This window comes from Paenibacillus sp. SJS-P3 (assembly GCF_056711585.1).
Genome location: NZ_CM160043.1, coordinates 1264848 through 1282788, shown reverse-complemented (window position 1 = coordinate 1282788; position 17941 = coordinate 1264848). Strand labels below are relative to the sequence as shown.

At 46.9% G+C, this 17941-nt stretch carries 18 protein-coding genes; 5 read left to right on the top strand and 13 right to left on the bottom strand.

The window, feature by feature from the left end; genetic code table 11:
• Positions 1-33: 33 nt before the first annotated feature.
• The 4 genes from AC06G8_RS05755 to AC06G8_RS05740 form a co-directional block, all read right to left on the bottom strand.
• Positions 34-786 (bottom strand): SGNH/GDSL hydrolase family protein, encoded by a 753-nt coding sequence (locus tag AC06G8_RS05755; protein WP_480284691.1) that lies wholly within the window; start codon positions 784-786, stop codon positions 34-36.
• A gap of 260 nt (positions 787-1046) precedes the next feature.
• Positions 1047-2102, bottom strand: a complete 1056-nt coding sequence (locus AC06G8_RS05750; protein ID WP_480284690.1) for a glycosyltransferase family 4 protein — start codon at positions 2100-2102, stop codon at positions 1047-1049.
• A gap of 143 nt (positions 2103-2245) precedes the next feature.
• The gene (locus AC06G8_RS05745) at positions 2246-3190 is read right to left on the bottom strand and encodes an LCP family glycopolymer transferase (RefSeq protein WP_480284689.1); all 945 of its coding nucleotides are present in this window, start codon (positions 3188-3190) and stop codon (positions 2246-2248) included.
• Between the two features lie 13 nt (positions 3191-3203).
• Positions 3204-3689, bottom strand: coding sequence for a UDP binding domain-containing protein (locus AC06G8_RS05740; RefSeq protein WP_480284688.1), 486 nt, complete (start codon positions 3687-3689; stop codon positions 3204-3206).
• Positions 3690-4640: 951 nt separating this feature from the next.
• On the opposite strand from AC06G8_RS05740, the gene AC06G8_RS05735 reads away from it, so the two are divergent.
• The 3 genes from AC06G8_RS05735 (at position 4641) to AC06G8_RS05725 (ending at position 6883) form a co-directional block, all read left to right on the top strand.
• On the top strand, positions 4641-4775 hold the full coding sequence (locus tag AC06G8_RS05735; protein ID WP_480284687.1) for a hypothetical protein: 135 nt from the start codon (positions 4641-4643) through the stop codon (positions 4773-4775).
• 78 nt (positions 4776-4853) lie between these two features.
• Entirely contained in the window at positions 4854-5210 is a 357-nt protein-coding gene (locus tag AC06G8_RS05730) for a PqqD family peptide modification chaperone (RefSeq protein WP_480284686.1), read from the top strand.
• Positions 5189-6883, top strand: a complete 1695-nt coding sequence (locus AC06G8_RS05725; RefSeq protein WP_480285393.1) for an ABC transporter ATP-binding protein — start codon at positions 5189-5191, stop codon at positions 6881-6883. The genes AC06G8_RS05730 and AC06G8_RS05725 overlap by 22 nt, the downstream gene beginning before the upstream one ends.
• A gap of 37 nt (positions 6884-6920) precedes the next feature.
• Here the strand turns inward: AC06G8_RS05725 and AC06G8_RS05720 are convergent, their stop codons facing one another.
• The 9 genes from AC06G8_RS05720 to AC06G8_RS05680 all read right to left on the bottom strand — a co-directional run bounded on the left by AC06G8_RS05720 (position 6921) and on the right by AC06G8_RS05680 (position 16839).
• Positions 6921-7850 carry a hypothetical protein gene (locus AC06G8_RS05720; protein ID WP_480284685.1) on the bottom strand — a complete coding sequence of 310 codons (930 nt, stop codon included), beginning with the start codon at positions 7848-7850 and terminating at the stop codon, positions 6921-6923.
• Complete coding sequence (locus tag AC06G8_RS05715; RefSeq protein WP_480284684.1) at positions 7840-9825, bottom strand: asparagine synthase-related protein; 1986 nt, start codon at positions 9823-9825, stop codon at positions 7840-7842. Before AC06G8_RS05715 ends, AC06G8_RS05720 begins: the two co-directional genes overlap by 11 nt.
• Before the next feature lie 50 nt (positions 9826-9875).
• Entirely contained in the window at positions 9876-10286 is a 411-nt protein-coding gene (locus AC06G8_RS05710) for a lasso peptide biosynthesis B2 protein (protein ID WP_480285392.1), read from the bottom strand.
• 65 nt (positions 10287-10351) lie between these two features.
• Complete coding sequence (locus tag AC06G8_RS05705; protein ID WP_480284683.1) at positions 10352-11503, bottom strand: nucleotidyltransferase domain-containing protein; 1152 nt, start codon at positions 11501-11503, stop codon at positions 10352-10354.
• 412 nt (positions 11504-11915) lie between these two features.
• Positions 11916-13253: a UDP-glucose dehydrogenase family protein gene (locus AC06G8_RS05700; RefSeq protein ID WP_480284682.1), complete on the bottom strand. Its 1338-nt coding sequence runs from the start codon at positions 13251-13253 to the stop codon at positions 11916-11918.
• A gap of 13 nt (positions 13254-13266) precedes the next feature.
• Positions 13267-14640 carry a sugar phosphate nucleotidyltransferase gene (locus AC06G8_RS05695; RefSeq protein ID WP_480284681.1) on the bottom strand — a complete coding sequence of 458 codons (1374 nt, stop codon included), beginning with the start codon at positions 14638-14640 and terminating at the stop codon, positions 13267-13269.
• Positions 14641-14661: 21 nt separating this feature from the next.
• A complete protein-coding gene (locus AC06G8_RS05690) occupies positions 14662-15360 on the bottom strand; it encodes a sugar transferase (protein WP_480284680.1) in 699 nt (232 codons plus the stop codon).
• A 6-nt stretch (positions 15361-15366) separates the two neighbouring features.
• Positions 15367-16266 carry a UTP--glucose-1-phosphate uridylyltransferase GalU gene (gene galU / locus AC06G8_RS05685; protein ID WP_480284679.1) on the bottom strand — a complete coding sequence of 300 codons (900 nt, stop codon included), beginning with the start codon at positions 16264-16266 and terminating at the stop codon, positions 15367-15369.
• Between the two features lie 153 nt (positions 16267-16419).
• Complete coding sequence (locus tag AC06G8_RS05680) at positions 16420-16839, bottom strand: hypothetical protein (RefSeq protein ID WP_480284678.1); 420 nt, start codon at positions 16837-16839, stop codon at positions 16420-16422.
• Positions 16840-17076: 237 nt separating this feature from the next.
• Between AC06G8_RS05680 and AC06G8_RS05675 the strand changes: the two genes are divergently transcribed.
• A complete protein-coding gene (locus tag AC06G8_RS05675) occupies positions 17077-17445 on the top strand; it encodes a helix-turn-helix domain-containing protein (protein WP_480284677.1) in 369 nt (122 codons plus the stop codon).
• Between the two features lie 254 nt (positions 17446-17699).
• On the top strand, positions 17700-17852 hold the full coding sequence (locus tag AC06G8_RS05670) for a hypothetical protein (protein WP_480284676.1): 153 nt from the start codon (positions 17700-17702) through the stop codon (positions 17850-17852).
• The last annotated feature ends 89 nt before the right edge of the window (positions 17853-17941 follow it).

The window sequence follows — 17941 nt, the reverse complement described above, 5'->3', positions numbered from 1 at the left end:
ATCGTGTTGGCTCGGAATAATAGGATTAAATTTTCATTTTGCAATTCCTTGAGAATAGGTTATTTTATTGTGTTTCTCTATGTTGTTTATTTCCCCTAATAATCTATTCGCAATTTTTAAATGACCTGCATGATTAGGGTGAAAGCGATCCAAAAAGAAATCATCCCATTTATTCAGCAGGTTTGTCATATCAATCCATAAAACACGACTATTGTTAACATTCTCTACAGTACGTTGAGCTATATCCGCAAATATCCCGAGCATTTTATTTGATCCGGGAAAATATCTATCGTCAATTCCAAAATGTGAGGAAACTATTATAACGGCATCCGTAGATGCTACTAGTTTATTTAAAACAAAAGTTAAAGATGATTCATATTCGCTCTCTGAACGTTGTGTTATTCCTCCAAACAAAGTTATCAACCTGTTTTTAACGCGCCATCTAAGCCCAGATTCAATCCTTTCCAGAATTCTTTTGTACCAACGGCTTGAATAATATGGACGAGGATCCATCCATCCACTCTTCCTCCATCTTCTTGGTAAATACTTCAAGCTAGACTCTTTCGGGCGTATTATTGCCTCTGTTATTCCTGTTGAAATAATAATATATTTAGGAGAAATTTCAATGATTTCATTAATTATTTTGGCAGTTTCATCTATTTTCATTGCACTTTGGGCAAAATTTTTTTTTTCCATTGAGAGGTTCGAGGCAAGAATATCACAATAACTTGATCCCCTAACTCCTAAGCCGAAAGCTATAGAATCACCTGTAAATACAATTTTCATTTTTAATACACCTCCATGTTTTAAAGAATTTAAAAATAATTAATGCATTCATAGACTCAATTTACATATGGAAATGAAAACAGAATTATTTTGTAGCGTCGATAAAAAACTCAACATATTGAAGGAAGCTAATAAACTTCAATTTGAAATTAATGTATTCTACTAATGAAAAAGTTTTACAATATAAGCATTAGTTCACCGCTTAGCAGCCTCCAATATGGGTCATGAATCAAGTAAGCAAGGTCGTTTAAAAAGGGCTATTAATGAGCGAAAATCTCTTGATAAATTTTCATCGTTTCCTCCGTAACCCGTTGAGTTTGATAATATTCAAGCCCTTGAGTTGATCTATATTTAAGATCATTCCTTTTTCCTTCGTCTAAGAGAAGATCCACTATGGCATTCCCCAAAGCTTTTGGATCCCTTGGAGGGACTAATATACCAGTAGTTCCATAATTCAATGTTTCTGGGATTCCATCTACATTTGTAGCGACAATTGCACATCCCGCTTCTTTAGCTTCGATAAGAACTAAAGGACATGGATCTTTATGCGATGCCAACACAAAAATGTCTGCCTTTCTCATATATGTAGATGAGTTGGATTGAAATCCTTTAAACTGAATTAGATCACGGTATGCTTTATTCCGAGCTTTCTCCTCAAATTTTTGCCGGTCAGGACCGTCGCCCACAATATAAAGCATAGCATTGGGAAAGTTTCTTACAACAACTTCAAAGGCGTCTATAACATCATGGATACCCTTTCTTTCGTACAGTCCGGCAACAGTTACGATCTTAGGATTTCCCTCTAGATTTACATCTTGAGCCGAGTACGTTCGTGGACTGCCAATTGTCCCATTTAATACGACGCGAAGTTTTTCTTTTTTTATGCCTCTTCCTTCCATGGATTCAGCCACAGCCTTGCTGACAGCGATGACCCGATCCCCGACCCCCATGATATTTGCGCTTTTTTGAAATTCATTATGGACGTGAGTAACGATTTTATAATCATTCAGCGCTCTGCAGAACTTCGCGAGTAATGCGCCTGTCATCATATGGGCATGAACAATATCCGGCTTGATTTCTTTCATCAGTCTTTGAAAAGTGAATAATCCGAGAATTAGATTTTTAGGCTTTCTGGATTGATCAAGCAGATGATGCCTCACGTTGAATCGATTTAGTAAACTCTCGTATTCGCCTCCCTTGGAGGCAACATGGACTTCATGGCCCATTTCGGATTGCTTGCAGGCCAAATCAATCAGGACATTGACGATGCCGTTACCCTTTTCTCCAATATGATTTGCGATATGTAGAATTCTCATGTTCTTCCTCCTGCTACTAATAAGTTAATATCCCTAACAAAAGAACAGGAGAGCAATAAACTAATGTCATGGCAGAAAAAATACATATTGTTTCGAACAATATGTGTCGTCAATAACCTTATTGCCTGTGTCAACGCTTGTCGTCAAGGCGATTCCGTTTTCGTCTGCTGATGGTTTTTCAGAAGCTCATGAATGCGGCTTTTCTCTTCTTCACTGACCAGATAATACCAGATACCGTCAATCGTTTTGCCTTGTCCGGCAATTTCATTCTGATTGATTCCTTCGATTTTCGGTTTGTAGCTAATTAGAATTTCCTTCATATCGTTAAAGGAAAGATTCGTCTTGACATTGTCTCCGACTTCCTCAAGCATGCTGTTCACTTTGGTCAGACTGTTTACCGTTAGCGTATTCTTCATGATTTCACGAAGGATCTGCCTTTGCCTCGTGCTCCGTCCAAAGTCTCCGCGCGGATCGTCGTATCGCATCCGGGAATAGAGAAGCGCCTGATCCCCATTCAGCTTTTGCTGTCCTTTGGGAAACAAATGCTCACCGTATGTAAAAGCAAACGGATTGTCGACCTCTACCCCTCCAAGTAAATCAATGATTTTGACGAAGCCCTCCATGTCGGCTTTCACGTAATAATCCACGGGGTAATCCAATAAATCCTCTACGGTTCTCATCGCCATGTCCACACCGCCAAAAGCATAAGCGTGGTTGATCTTGTCCTCCTTATCAAGCCCGGCAATGGTCGTACGGGTATCCCGCGGAATGCTGAGCATAAGCACATCATTCTTTAGAGGATTGACGCCTAACAGTAGCAACGTATCCGATCTGCCTGCATCGCCCGGTCTTTGGTCAACGCCCATGACGAGTACAGTAAATGGCAGTTCATTCGATACCGCCAAATCAGCCTGAGCAGTCTTACTTTCCTTACTGACATATTTGGGCCTTGCAACGGGCTCGTAAATCTTATGAGCGGTACCCTTAACGGAATTGTACAGGTAGAAGCCGAAGGCCAGAACCGCTGCAAATGCCAACACGAGGAAGGAGGACAGGATTATCAATACACGCTTCTGCGTTCTGCTCATGGCTGCAGCTCCTCTACGCTAGAACAATATCGCCGAACTTTTTTCCTTCACGCCCTTGTTCATATTCGGCCGTCCGACGGAGTAGTAGATGAACGATGTATCTGCCAGCTGCTCTTCCGTGAATTGATTGCGGCCGTCGATCAGAACGGGCCTTCTTGAGTAGGGTTTCAAGCTTGGACAACGGATATTCCCGGAACTCCCTCCACTCCGTCAGCAGACACAGCGCATCCGAATGGATCGCCGCTTCCTCCGCACTAGAGCAGTAATGGACAGAAGGATGCTGCAGCAGCCGGCTGAAATTTTCCTGAGCTACAGAAGCTTTTACTCCGGCCCCTCTGTCCAATAGAGCCTGAATGATCTCGAAAGCCGGCGCATCCCGTCCATCATCCGTCTCCGGCTTAAAGGCGAGCCCCCATACCGCAATCGTTTTTCCCGAAAGCGTTCCGAGATGGGCTTCCAGCTTGCATATGACGTTGAACCGTTGATCCCTGTTCACCATTGACCTTCATCATTTTGGGGATTTCGGACTGAAATACCTGGGCGACGGCATTGACGACCTGCACCGCGCGCATATGGTTCGTATCCTTCACTGTCAGCGTCATTACCTGCGTGTCGTTGAGGGAGCTCACCATGATCATGCTGATCAGCTGGGGAGCGGTCAGCCGCAGGTTCGGGAACTGGTCGACGACTTTGTCCATGACGGCTGAGTCGATTGTTTCCCCTCCAGAACCTTAAATCGTATTGTTGACAATGACCTTCGAGCTAGCGAAGTAATAGCTGGGGTTCATTTCCTTGGAATAGAAATAGGCTGAAACGGAAGCCGCGAAAACGACAAGAACGATGATCCAAAGCCGCCTCTTCAGTGCCGAACCATATTTTTTTATTTCTAATTCATACTCAATCACTCCCGATCAAAATTAAAATTTTGATACATACTGTATCATCATTTATTTTAGTTTATGATACATATTGTAACCTGTCAATGCAAAATCGATTCAATTACTAGCATTCCCGGACGGCAAGAAAGCGTCAAAGAGACGGGAGTACGGAACCGAAATCAAGACGAAAGTCGATGCAACTTATTCCGATGGAACACACACTTTTTATTCCTTCTCCTAAGCATCCAAAAACCGCTAACTGACTCAAACCATCTGTTGGCGGTTTTCTTATGCAGATATGAAAGGGAGTTTCATTCATTCATTTAAATGACCTTTTCGTTCGAGATGTTAATGTTCTCACCACAGATCTTGATGGGGAGATCGGCTTGATCCATATCAATATAATTTCAATACATATTGCGTCTTATTTATTTTTAGTTTATGATACATAATGTAACTATTCGATGTTTATACCGATTCGTGCTCCGTTCGGTTCATTCAATTGCTGGCATTCCCGGCCTGCAAGAAAGCAATGATCTGAGCAGCTGAATCATATAAAGGAGGTGATTGAAATGAGCAAAAAAACGTGGTCGCAACCCGAAATCAAAGAGTTGAGCGTCAAAGAGACGGAGTACGGAACCGAAATCAAGACGAAAGTCGATGCAACTTATACCGATGGAACACACACTTTCTATTCCTTCTCCTAAGCATCCAAAAACCGCTAACCGACTCAAACCATCTGTTAGCGGTTTTTTCTTATGCAGATATGAAAGGGAGTTGCAGTCATGAAAATTCACATTCATTTAAATGACCTTTTCGTTCGAGATGTTAATGTTCTCACCACAGATCTTGATGGGGAGATCGGCTTGATCCATATTGAAACCGGAAAATACTATTTTTTTGAACAAGCCAGCTCTAGAATTTGGAGTTTTTTGGAATCTCCTATTAGTGTGAAAGACATCATATACAAGCTAATGGAAGAGTACGAGGTAGATGAATCCATATGCTCGGAACAGACCCTAGCGTTTTTGAGCAGCCTTCGAGACTTGAACTTAGTTCATCTGGTAGAGACAACAACAAATATACATACCTCCTATAACCATCAGGGGAGAGAAACGAAATTAACCAATTCAAGAAATTAACCGATTGGAACACTTATCGTTGGCTGATCTGTCAAGTCAGCGGCCATTGGTGGTCATTCACTGTAATTATAGCCCTTAACATCATGATTTCACTTAGTTCGGTCGCTACCGCTGTTGTCGCCATGAAGATGATTGATAAATCCATCGCAAAAGGATTTGGCGAAGCCGCACTTTATATCGCTTTATTTGCCCTCATCCTACTCATGCAGACATTTCTGAGTGCCTATCTGACGATACGGGTAACCAAATTCAGGGAGCCGTTAACTTACAGCCTGCAAAATCGTTTTCTGGAACGCTTATACAGGACAGAGTGGGGTACCCTCAATAAATACCATAACGGGGATATTCAAACCCGATTGATTAGCGATGTGACAAGCGTTGTCGATCTCTCTTCCAATACCATTCCGAATATGATCTCGCTTTTCGTTCAACTAGTGACGGCTTTTGTCACGCTTTGGCATTTCGATAGAATCATAGCTTTATTTGCTTTCTTGCTTGCACCTGTCTCTATCGTAATTAGCTGGTTTATCGGACGAAAGCTGAAGAAAATGCAACATCAAATACAAGCCGCAGAAAGCCAATATCGATCCTACCTTATGGAAAGCGTTCATCACACCCTCATCGTAAAAACTTTCGAACATGAAGCCGAAAGCATGAAGAGAGTCGAGCAACTTCAGCAGAACAAGTATTTTTGGGTGCTGAAACGTCAGTTTTTTACGGTCACAACCGGAGTCACTATGGGAATCGGTTACCGAATAGGGTTCTTCCTCGCTTTCGGTCTTGGAGCATATAAACTATCAGCTGGTACGACGAGCTTCGGGACGTTCACAGCCTTTTTGCAGCTAGTAGGACAGATCCAAGGGCCGATGGAAGGCTTGACACGCTCCTTGCCCCAAGTAGCAGCGGCCATCGCATCAGCAGAACGCCTAAAGGAATTTGAAACATTGGAATTAGAGACAGAAAAGCTCTCCAGTAGCCAAGGCGACCTAGTTGTCCAGGCACTGAAGATAGACCGGATTAGCTTCGCATATGATGAGAGCAGGCTTATTCTCAATCAGGTATCCTTATCAGTTCAGCCAGGTGAAATCATTGCCATTGTAGGCACGTCGGGCGAAGGCAAAACCACTCTAATGCGAATTCTTCTCTCGCTGCTCCGTCCTCAGGAAGGGGAGCTCTACATCCAAGATGGCACCAAGCAGAAGCACGAGCTGTCTTCAGCGACAAGACCGTACTTCTCCTATGTACCACAGGGGAATACCTTATTCTCCGGCACCATCATGGACAACATTCGCGTCGGACAAATGTCGGCTACTGAAGACGAAGTTATCTCCGCAGCCAAGCAAGCTTGCGCGTGGGAGTTCATTCAGATGCTGCCTAACGGGCTGCACACCTATGTCGGCGAAGGCGGACACGGACTATCGGAGGGGCAGTCTCAGCGAATTGCGATTGCCCGTGCACTCTTGCGACCGGCTCCTATCCTCTTGCTCGATGAGGCAACATCCGCGTTGGACCTGAATACGGAACGCAGCGTCATTGAGAGCATGAAACGATTGTCTCCTCATAAGATTTGTATAGCCATAACGCATCGATTGTCCGTTGTAGATATCTGCGATCGGATTTATGAGCTTAAAGAAGGTAAGTTGGTCGAAATGAAGATGAAACAACTCGTATAATGAAGAGGGACCGTGCCACTGTGCACAGTCCCTCATTTTAATTGGGTAAAAGTATTACATTTGAGCCCAAGACTGCTATTATCTTGGCAATTTGCTCATCCACCGTAAAGCCGTTCTGAGGACGTTTGATCTTGTAAATCCCGATTTTTGAAGCGAGTCTGGAACATTGCCGGAAATGCTCCGCTCCAATCCCCTTCAATTCTACAAGCTCGAATCGAAACGTATTTCTTAGAAGAACCGCTAGCTTCTCTGCACCCTTAACCGCTTCTATTTCAACTTGCATCCCTGAATGAACAGAGATTTCAAATAGCGCATCGAGTCTTCGGCTTTCCGCCAGGAACGGCCCAAGCCTGGGAGCATGATATTTATCCCGTATTCCGGGAATCCGTTCCAAGCCCTCTATTCCTCCTAGTATTTGAACAGCCGTATCTCGGCACAATTTTTGCTTGGGAAAGGCGGGCATAATCCAGGCGTTGCCTTCCTCCTCGACTTGCAATGCGGAGATATCGTCCGCGAGGTAGGCATGGCCAAGCTGGTTCAATGAAGCCGTCAAGGTTGATTTCCCCGCACCCGACATCCCCGATATGATAATCTGCTTACCATGAATCGATATGGAGCTTCCGTGCATGGGAACAAGCCCCCTTTGAATAAGCAAAGCACCCATGCAAGTGCCCAAAATAAATAATGAAACGACAGCATCAGATGCTTTCTCATCCTTCTGAACGATTATCTCTGTCCCATAAGCAATAAAAAAAATACCGACATCTTGCATACGAAACGCGAACTTTTCCCTTCCTTCATGCCAGTAAGAATTTTCTCCATCCGGTCCAGGAAAATCGACTGCTACCACGCCCCGTATTATGCGCACTTGGGTCGGACCATCAGAGTGAAGCAGACCATCCAGAACAAAATCCGACTCCATATCTAATCCAAATGCCCTGTATGTATATTTCTTCTTATTGGTCATAAGAATACCTCCTTGCGGCAACTCTCTTGAAGTCCCTTATAAATCTTGCGAAAATAAGAACGATCAGCGTTTGCCAGGCGATTTCCTCATTTTTGTTTTCAAGGCAATTATCCATTTGTGCTCTAAGTTCCTGAAGCTTCTCGCTGTCTATATAAGGTTTAATATCCTCATTCGTGAGCAGCTTGTCCATTTCATTTGCAGCCTTGTGCCAGACCGGCTTAAGTCGGTGCAGCCAATCAGCGCTTTGCAAGCCCCGTGTCTTTAGATTGGTGCGTATCGATTCCGGCAGTACCCCTTCCATCGCCCTGCGCAGCAAGTTGCGCTCCTGGCCGTTTTTGACGAACTGAGCCGAGGGTATCGACAAACAGAACTCTACCACTCTTCTATCTCTGGATGGATCACGGATCGTAATGCGATTAGCCAAAGACAGCTTGGTTTCCACTGCTGCGATATGGGATAGCGCCAACTGATTGGTACGCAGCTTCATTTCTTGATCATAGTCCCGGTGTTTTACCGTCAGTACGTTGGCTCCTATCTGGTCCAATCTTTTTTCAACATTCCACTTTTTAATCAAAGAGCGATTTACGACAACATTTTTAAATCGGTCATATTTACCAAAGCGATAGCGGTCTAGCCATTTTCGAATTCTATATGGAACAATAACATGCGCAGCAAGTTTATAAACTTTTTTCAACGGGACATTCAATAATTCGCTCAGTCCGTGAATTTCCTTTGCCATTGCAATGAGCTTTCCAGATCTATACAGAGTCAACAAATGGACAACAAAATTCCCATAGGATATAGTACCGTTGCCGGTTTGGCCATTGAGCATGATTGTGCAGTTATTTGCTGCCGCTTGTTCAAGCATTGGACGATACCATGTCATGTTCTGGAAAATTTTATAAGGCTGTTCCAAAATTGCAATTAACTCATCGATATCATCCAACGAACTAGACTCCTCAAAGCTGCAATAGGTGACATGAATATTGGAATGCAATTGGGTGATAAGCTCAATCTCATTGGATTCGTTATAGACAGTCTTCTTGTCTGGCACCTCGTCAAAATCTCTTACTGGAATCGAAGAAAAGGCATGCAGGACCTCTCCGGTCCTTTCAAGCTTCCTGGCTGCAACACAAGCGATTGATCCCGAATCCAACCCGCCGCTTAGCATAATGGCTGTCTCACCCACGCTTCGAAGTCTGCACTCTACAGCTTCCGAGAAGATTTGGTTAAACGCCTTTATGTACTCCTCGTCCGTTTTATAACGGATCGGTGCGACATCCTTCAATACGCTCCAATATTGCACCTGCTTCATTCCTTCAGCGCTCACGATTGCGTAGTTGGCCGGAGGCAGCTGTTGAATACCGCTATATACCGTATCTCTGCAGTCCATCTCATGCTGGATCCCATCAATGGCCAGAAAATCAGCAATCCACCTTTCATTTAATGTTGGCTTCGTGCCTGCGATTCCAAGCAGAGGCTTCTCGATTGTGCAGAAGGCGAACATCCCCGGTACGGTTGTAAAGTAAAGCGATCTGGGACCCATCGGGTCACGGGCAAGGTATAGCTCTCTGCGTTCCTTATCCCATATGGCGAAGGCATAATCGCCGATTAAGTATTTGGGACAATCATAACCCCACTTTTCGTATGCCATTATAATGAAGTCACTGTCGGTAATACGGGATATTTCATCCTTATTCAAATTCATACCAAGCGCTTCCAACAACTCGTTTCTGTTATCGATAATGGCGTCTGCAACAAGAAGAAACCGGTTATTAACATCCTCTCTCGGCAGCTTTTCCAAGCGGGACTCTGGCGTGTTATAGATTAATCCTCCAGCCAGATAGACTTCCTCGCTTACCGCACTCCCTATACAATCATAGTCATAAACTTGAAGCCTTTCGAATATGCGAGGACCAAGCTTGGCTGCTTTTTCAGGATTCCCTGGTACGATAATGCCGCATATAGCTCCCATTTTATCGCTTCAATCCCCCCGCCCTATAAGTTGCCGTAAATTATTTCGGTTCACTTTCCAACTAAACTGCCAAAATGCGCAACGCTCGTAAAGTGCTTGCTCTCTCTCTCCCCGGTTAAAATTAGGGGTCCGCATTTCAACCAGGCGTGAGCGATCAATTTGCCCGATTCATCCTTCGACATACCTAGATACAACGTGCTAGGCGTCCTCCACATACTTAGCATAAGCTGCGCGGTTATGGCCCTTACTAGGCACTTGCTTTCCCAAAGCGTAAATCGGCTCATCGTTTCCACAGCAACACCGACTTTCGCTGCTCTCATGAGGATGCTAGGATCTACTTCTTCAGAGGTGCTTCTATTTTTCACACCTAACAGCGGGGCGATATATTTGAATGGGAGCACCAAAATGCCGAATCGGACCATTCCCGTTAAAAAGTATGAAGCAAAAAAACATAGCTTCATCTTCCAAGTCAGCCTGCGGAATCGAGCTGCTCGTCTCGTCCAAGTTCCCATTCACCGTTCCTCCCTTATAATACGGCTCTGCCTGTCGTCTTCCTCCAAGCCCATAAGAAAGGCCGTAAAGGAAAGTAGAGAACATGCATGGCTTGAGGCAGAGGCAGCGTTGCTCTATCAACCGGATACGGATGCAGCAGGCTTAACAGATACAAGAGCTGATGGCGACTGGACTTGAGCGCAAACAAATGCCATGCATGCTTTCTCAAATACTTCTTCTCATTCGAATTCTGGAAATCTATCGTTTGAAGAATGTACTCTTCCGCTAGTTCGAACAACCTCTCAACCCTTGCATCATGTGGCATCTCCATTCCTTCTGGTATCGACGTACCCAAAATTCGTGATGCCAGCAACACGGCCTGACCCGCTATGCTTTCGGCTTCATATTGTCGGAGCTTCTTCCCGATAGCTGTCCAGTTATCCGATCTGCGAAGAAGCACATCTATATCCATCAGCCAGCGAAGTCGAAACCAGCCATGCCTGGATCCATGCATGCACAGATAATAAAACAGATGAGTGCTGCCTAAATACCGTACAGGACAGGTTGCAAGGCCGCTGACTCGACTTTCCTTCCATAGCTCCTCAAAATCAGGTTCTTTCAAAGGACCTGGGTTTAAGCGCCAGTGGATTTCAACGAATATTTTGAGCACAGGATGCCGATAAGCTTTATGATGCTGCCGCCATCTCCACTCATTGAGCACAGTTGGAATCGCATCATGGGGTACATAACCGATTTCCTCCATAAGGCGGTCGATCGATGCCAAGTTCCCTTGAAGGGATTCCAGATCGATGCGTATATCCAAATCCCGCGATGTTCTCTGGTTCAAATTCCCATAGAGTTCATAAGACAAAGTCGGTCCTTTCAGGAATAAAGCCCTTACTCCGCGATTCGACAGCTCCCTGGAAATACGCACCGATTCACCCGCGAGTTGAAGCATATCAAGGGCGTTGGTACGGTAAAGAACTTTAAGCCTACTCATCACAAATTCCGGAATGCCGGCACCCGGTTCCGTTTTTAGCCTCTCATACAGCAAAGGGTATACACGGTGATGCAGACTAAGCTCCAGTACCCGCTCCCAATCCAGGTCGTTTCCTTCGCTATCGATTCCGTTCGAAGTTCCGCGTTCCTTGAGCTTGGAGAGCAGCCAATTCAATTCGTTGTCCATGTGATCATCCCTCGATTTCCAGCTCCGTTTGATCGCCCTATATATTATCGACCTACCACTTCATAGTAGACCTTCAAGGTTTCCTCAGTTACCCTTTTAATCTGATAGTAATTATCGTCAAGCTTGCTTCCAGATCCCAGCCATAAGAGCAGCCCATACCACCCAACGCTTGACCGGTTGATTCCTGTAGCCGATTTCCTTCATATCGTCGCATAATCCAGGACAGACACTCTACGATACTTAGGCCTTGCAACGGGCTCGTAAACCTTGTGAGCGGTACCCTTAAGGGAACTGTACAGGTAGAATCCGAAGGTCAGAACCGCTGCAAATGCCAACACGAGGAAGGAGGACAGGATTACAGGATTATCAATACACGCTTCTGCGTTCTGTTCATGGCTGAAGCTCCTCTTCGCTAGAACAATATCGCCGGGCTTTTTTCCTTCACGCCCTTGTTCAGATTCGGCCGTCCGACGGAGTAGTAGATGAACGATGTATCTGCCAGCTGCTCTTCCGTGAATTGATTGCGGCCGTCGATCAGAACGGGTCGCTTGAGCAGGGTTTCAAGCTTGGACAACGGATATTCCCGGAACTCCCTCCACTCCGTCAGCAGACACAGCGCATCCGAATGGATCGCCGCTTCCTCGGCGCTTGCGCAGTAATGGACGGACGGATGCTGCAGCAGTCCGCTGAAATTTTTCTGAGCGACAGGATCATAAGCTTTGACTGCAGCTCCTTTTTCCAAAAGCGCTTGAATGATTTCAAAAGCCGGCGCGTCCCTTACATCATCCGTCTCCGGCTTGAAGGCGAGTCCCCATACCGCGATTGTTTTTCCTGAGAGCGGCCCGAGATGGGACTCCAGCTTACGAATGACATTGAACCGTTGATCCCTGTTCACTTCAACAACCGATTTCAGCAGTTTGAACTCATAATTTACATGACCAGCTATTTGGATCAGTGCTTCTGTGTCCTTGGGGAAGCATGATCCCCCATAGCCGATCCCGGCCTTGAGAAAGGAAGAGCCGATCCGCTTGTCATATCCCATGCCTTCCGCCACGAGGGTGACATCCGCACCGACTTTCTCGCAGATGTTGGCGATTTCGTTGATGAACGAAATTTTCGTCGCCAAAAAAGCATTGGAGGCATATTTGATCATTTCCGCGCTCCGGATGTCGGTAAGGAGAATGCAGTCCGTCAGCTCTCGATGCAGTGCCTTGACAGTTTCTCCTGCCTCGGGACTGTCTGCACCGATTACAATCCGGTCAGGATTCAAAGTGTCCCGAATGGCGGATCCTTCTCTCAGAAATTCCGGTACCGATACGATATCGAACGGATGGGCGGCATGCTCGGCGATAAGTTGGCGGATCTTTTCGTTCGTTCCTACCGGCACCGTGCTCTTGGTCATGACGATCTTGTAACCATTCATCGCGATCCCTATTTCTTTGGCCGCCTGATTGATATAACTAAGATTCGCTTGCCCGTCTGGCATGGAGGGCGTTCCAACTGCAAGAATGATGATCTCGGCAGTCCGTACGGCTGCTTCCAGATCCGTAGTGAAGGAAAGTCTTCCTGCCCCGCTGCTTCGCTCGATCAATTCCTTAAGACCCGGCTCGTAGATCGGAACCTCGCCTCGCTGAAGGCGTTCAATCTTGTCCTCTACCTTGTCTACGCACACCACATCGTTGCCAAGATCAGAAAAACACACTCCCGAAACAAGACCGACGTAACCCGTCCCGATAACAGCCAGCTTCATCTCTCAACGCCCCTTATCCCGTCTGTTCAACAAGCATCAAAATTTCATCCCACGACATCGACAATCGCACGATGTCCTCCTCAACCAGATGCTCTCCGCTCTGCACCTCGATGATTTCCAAGTCCGTCGCAGCCCGTACGCTGTGCCGGACGCCTGCCGGAACCAGGACGACATCCCCGCTCAGCAGCTCGCGCCGCCCCCCATCGAGGATCAGTTCGCCGGTTCCGGAGATCACGGTCCAAACCTCATTGCGGTGGTTGTGGTATTGATAGCTGAGGTTTTTTCCTGCTGTGATCCGAATCCGTTTCGTCAGGACTTCACGACCCGTATCATAGCGGACGTAATCGATCACTTTATAGGTGCCCCAGCGCCGCTCCTCGAACATCGGCCGCTGCTCTTGATTGGCGTTGATGTCCTTGATTTTCGAGCTGGCCGACTTGGACGACACCAGAATTCCATCCGGGCTTGCCGCGACGATGACATCCGACAGTCCCAGTACCGTAATAGGAATATCAAGCTCATTGACCAAATGCGTATTGCGGCAATCCTGGTCAATTATGCCTCTACCGAGGATGTTCTCCTCCATTTCATCCGATAGGGTATTCCAAGTGCCGAGGTCCTTCCACGATCCCAAGTATGGGGTTACGACGAGACGGCTCCATTTTTCCACCACTTCATAATCGAAGCTCTTTTTGGGAAGCTTGCCGTACTGCTTGACCATTTCGTCGTATTGGATAGGAAGATTGAGGGAGATCAGCATATCGATCATCCGTCCCAGCCTGAATGCGAACACCCCGCAATTCCAGAGGGCTCCCTGCTGGATCAAAGAGGCGCCTTCTTCCCTGCGGGGCTTTTCCTTGAAGCAGCTTACTTGGCGGACCGGTTCCAAGCCACTCCAATCCTGAGGAACGATGTAGCCGTAGTTTTCGGAAGGATGATCCGGGACGACCCCGATCAGCGCCAGCTCAGCATCGGAATGGTCAAGAGCTTGCTCCAGTCTATGAATGGATTCATAGAACGAGTCATCCACATAGGGATCTACCGGCATGATCGCAATCACTTCGTTGAGGGATACGCCCTCAACTGAATACAGATAAGCAGCAGCAAGCGCGATCGCCGGGAACGTATCCCTTCTCTCCGGCTCGACGATAATCGGCACATCCAATCCAAGCTGGCTCTGCAGCACTTCGACCTGGGCTCTTCCGGTAGCAATATAGCTGCCCGAGCTCAGCCCGGCCTTTTGCAACTGCCTCCATACCCTCTGGACCATGGATTCCGCATCGCCTTCCGGACTTTTGAGAAGCGGCAAAAACTGCTTGGAGCGCAGGTCGTTCGATAGCGGCCACAGACGTTTCCCGGAGCCACCCGACAACAGAACGGTTTTCATCTCTCTATCTCTCCTCCGCGTTCAATAAGCTCCTTTTGAACCTGTCAACATCTTGATGGTTTTCATGATAATGCCTATATCCATGGATATAGAACGCTCCTGAATGTATCTCAGATCAAGCTCCACCATCTGGTCGAAGTCGAGGTCGTTGCGGCCGCTGATCTGCCACAGTCCCGTGCAGCCAGGAGTGACGCGCAGCCGCTGCTTGTCGTAGGAGCTGTAGTCCTCCAACTCTCTGGGCAGCGGAGGGCGAGGTCCTACAAGGGACATCTCACCTCGGAGCACGTTCCACAGCTGAGGGAGCTCGTCGAGGCTGGTTCGGCGGATCCACTTGCCGACCTTCGTTATCCTCGGGTCTTCCTTCATCTTGAACATGGCACCTTGAATATCGTTCTGTTCCAGCAAGCCGGACAGCAGATCCTCGGCATTGGAAACCATCGAGCGGAATTTAAACATCCGAAACGGCTTTTCCCCTTTGCCGAGTCTGATCTGGGAAAAGAATACAGGCCCTTTGGGATCCTCCAGCTTGATCATGACTGCCAGCAGCAGCAAGATGGGAGAAATCATGATAAGCCCGCTCCCTGCCAGGATGATATCGACGGCCCGCTTGAGCTTTAGATAGGTTTTGATGTTCCTGGTCGAATCCAGGGACAGCGTGGAATAATAAGGATTCGATTCAAAAACAACATTGGCTTCGTCATGGTTCGAGTTCAGGCTCATGGCTTATCACCCCAGCTTGATAGAATGGACCTTATTCGAATATTCCGCGACCAGTTCTTCAAGGGCGGCAAGCAGAGGATGCTTCAACTCATCGTTGCGAAGGGCAAAATCCAGGGTAGTCAAAATAAAGCCGAGTTTTTCTCCTACATCGTAACGTTTGCCCTCGAAATTGTAGGCAAAAACGCCCTGCGTTTCGTTCAATCGCTGGATGGCATCGGTCAGTTGGATCTCTCCGCCGGCGCCAATGGTATGCTCCTCCAGAAAATTGAATATCTCAGGTGTGAAAATATATCTCCCCATAATGGCAAGGTTCGATGGTGCTTGCCCTTTAGGCGGTTTTTCCACGAATCGGCTCACCTTAACCAGACGTCCCTCTGTTTCAAGCGGGTCCACGATCCCATAACGGTCCGTCTGCTCGATCCCGACAGCCTGAACCCCGATAACGGAACGGCCAGTCTTTTGATACTGCTCCATCAACTGACGTGTGCAAGGCACTTCGCCTTGTACAATATCGTCTCCAAGCAATACGGCGAAAGGCTCGTCGCCAATAAATTTCCTTGCGCACCAGACCGCATGCCCGAGTCCCTTGGCTTCCTTCTGGCGTATGTAGTGAATTTCCACGTTGGAGGATTTCTGCACTTCGCTCAGCAAGCCGAGCTTCCCTTTCTCCATCAAGCTGTGCTCCAGCTCGAACGCGATATCGAAATGATCTTCGATGGCGCGTTTGCCTTTGCCTGTAACAATGATAATGTCTTCAATTCCAGACTGAACGGCTTCCTCGACGATATACTGAATGGTCGGTTTATCAACGATGGGCAGCATTTCCTTTGGCATTGCCTTGGTCGCAGGGAGGAACCTCGTTCCAAGCCCCGCGGCAGGAATAATGGCCTTTCGGACTTTTTCCATGCTCTTTCACCTATCCTTTTTGTTTTCTCTATCTGGGACTGATAAGCTGGTATGAAGAATTCCAAAAAAACGAAATGCGTTTTCATGGAAAACACAATTCCTTTTCATGCTTCTTCCGTTGAATTTGCTGCTTCCGCGGTCTGTGGAGATCGTTCAACTCCGGTATAAATAGTGGGCTTTGTATCGCGAGCTGGCCGGGGCATGCCGCAGCAGCCAGTCGTTCAATTCCTTGATCCATTCGCTGCGGCTGACGGAGAGTTCCTTGACGATAAAACCGTACTTGTAAAGATTGCCGGAGACGGTTCGTGATCCAATGGTCCCGATCAGGCAGAATGCCTTGCGGTTGAGATAAAGGGTTATGGCGAGCCGGTATCCATCAACCACGGGGAAGCGGAGCGTCGTCGAAAAATTCAGCTCGTCTGTATTCATCGTATGTAGAAGGACTTTGCGGGAACGCGATGCGACCGGTTTCCCTTGCACTTCTGAGATCCGAACATCGCCCAGTAACTTTTGTTCTTGCTTGGTTTGGCCTATTATGTCAGATCCGGGCTCCAAATTACGACGGACGACCATTCTTCACCTCCGACAAAATGCTGCTGGCCAGCAAGAATAAAGGAGTCATGAATCGGGAATCATAACATATATATGATACAAATTGTATCTTCAACATCTCCAACTTTACGATACAATACGTAACATGTCAAGCGGTTTTACATCCCGAATTTCAAAAATGCGACTATTCGTAGCAAATCATCCATAACACTCGTTTCCGTATTAAACTGGGTTATATAGAGATCTAGGAGGTACTTAATGGACATTGGAACTCGGATCGCGAGACTAAGAGAAGAACGAGGCTGGACTCAGGAACAGACCTCTGTAACGCTCGGAATTTCCCGCGCGGCCTTGTCTCATTATGAAAAAAACCGGCGGGAGCCGGATAGCGATACGCTGGCGAAATTTGCCGATTTATACCATGTGTCCATCGACTATCTGGTCGGAAGAACCGACAATCCCGCAGCGGTTCTCGATGCAGGGGTAGGAGAATTCGTCTCCAGCCTGGAGCTGTCCGATCAGGAAATGCTGGAGAAATTCGCCTTTTCCATTGACGGACGCAAGCTGACTGCAGAGGAAGCGAAGCGCTTCATCGCCTTCATTCGGGCGGAGAGATCGATGCAGTAGATTTATTGAGGCCATGGCCTTATGCCGACCTGCCTTCCGAGGCAGGTTTTTTCTTTTTTATGCAAGGGATTATCAACCGCATCTCCTTGCGCATGTGACATGTTTTCCAACATCCGGCTCCGATTCGACATGAATTCCCCTAAAATTCTATCCGAATCGGTCTTACATTCCGACAGTCTTTGCGCTTTGAGCCCTTTATACTATTCCTATGTTCCCAAGTAAAATCATAAGAGAAATGGGAGTGGAAGTTGGATATGGTAAAGAATCAGGAAAGCCATGAGAAACCGCCTGTCATTGAACTGGATATCCGTCATGTGCTGAATCAGCTGGGTCTGGACAGCAAGACCGCTCTTCAGCAGATCCTGGAAAGCGGATCTACCCTGACCTCTACGGAACATAACAAGTAATTCCCCCTCCTTCCCGGCGGCTGCGGATGCGCTTTCAGTTCAATAGTGGATTTCGCCTGCCGAAGCCTCTCATCGCTTGATGAAAACGC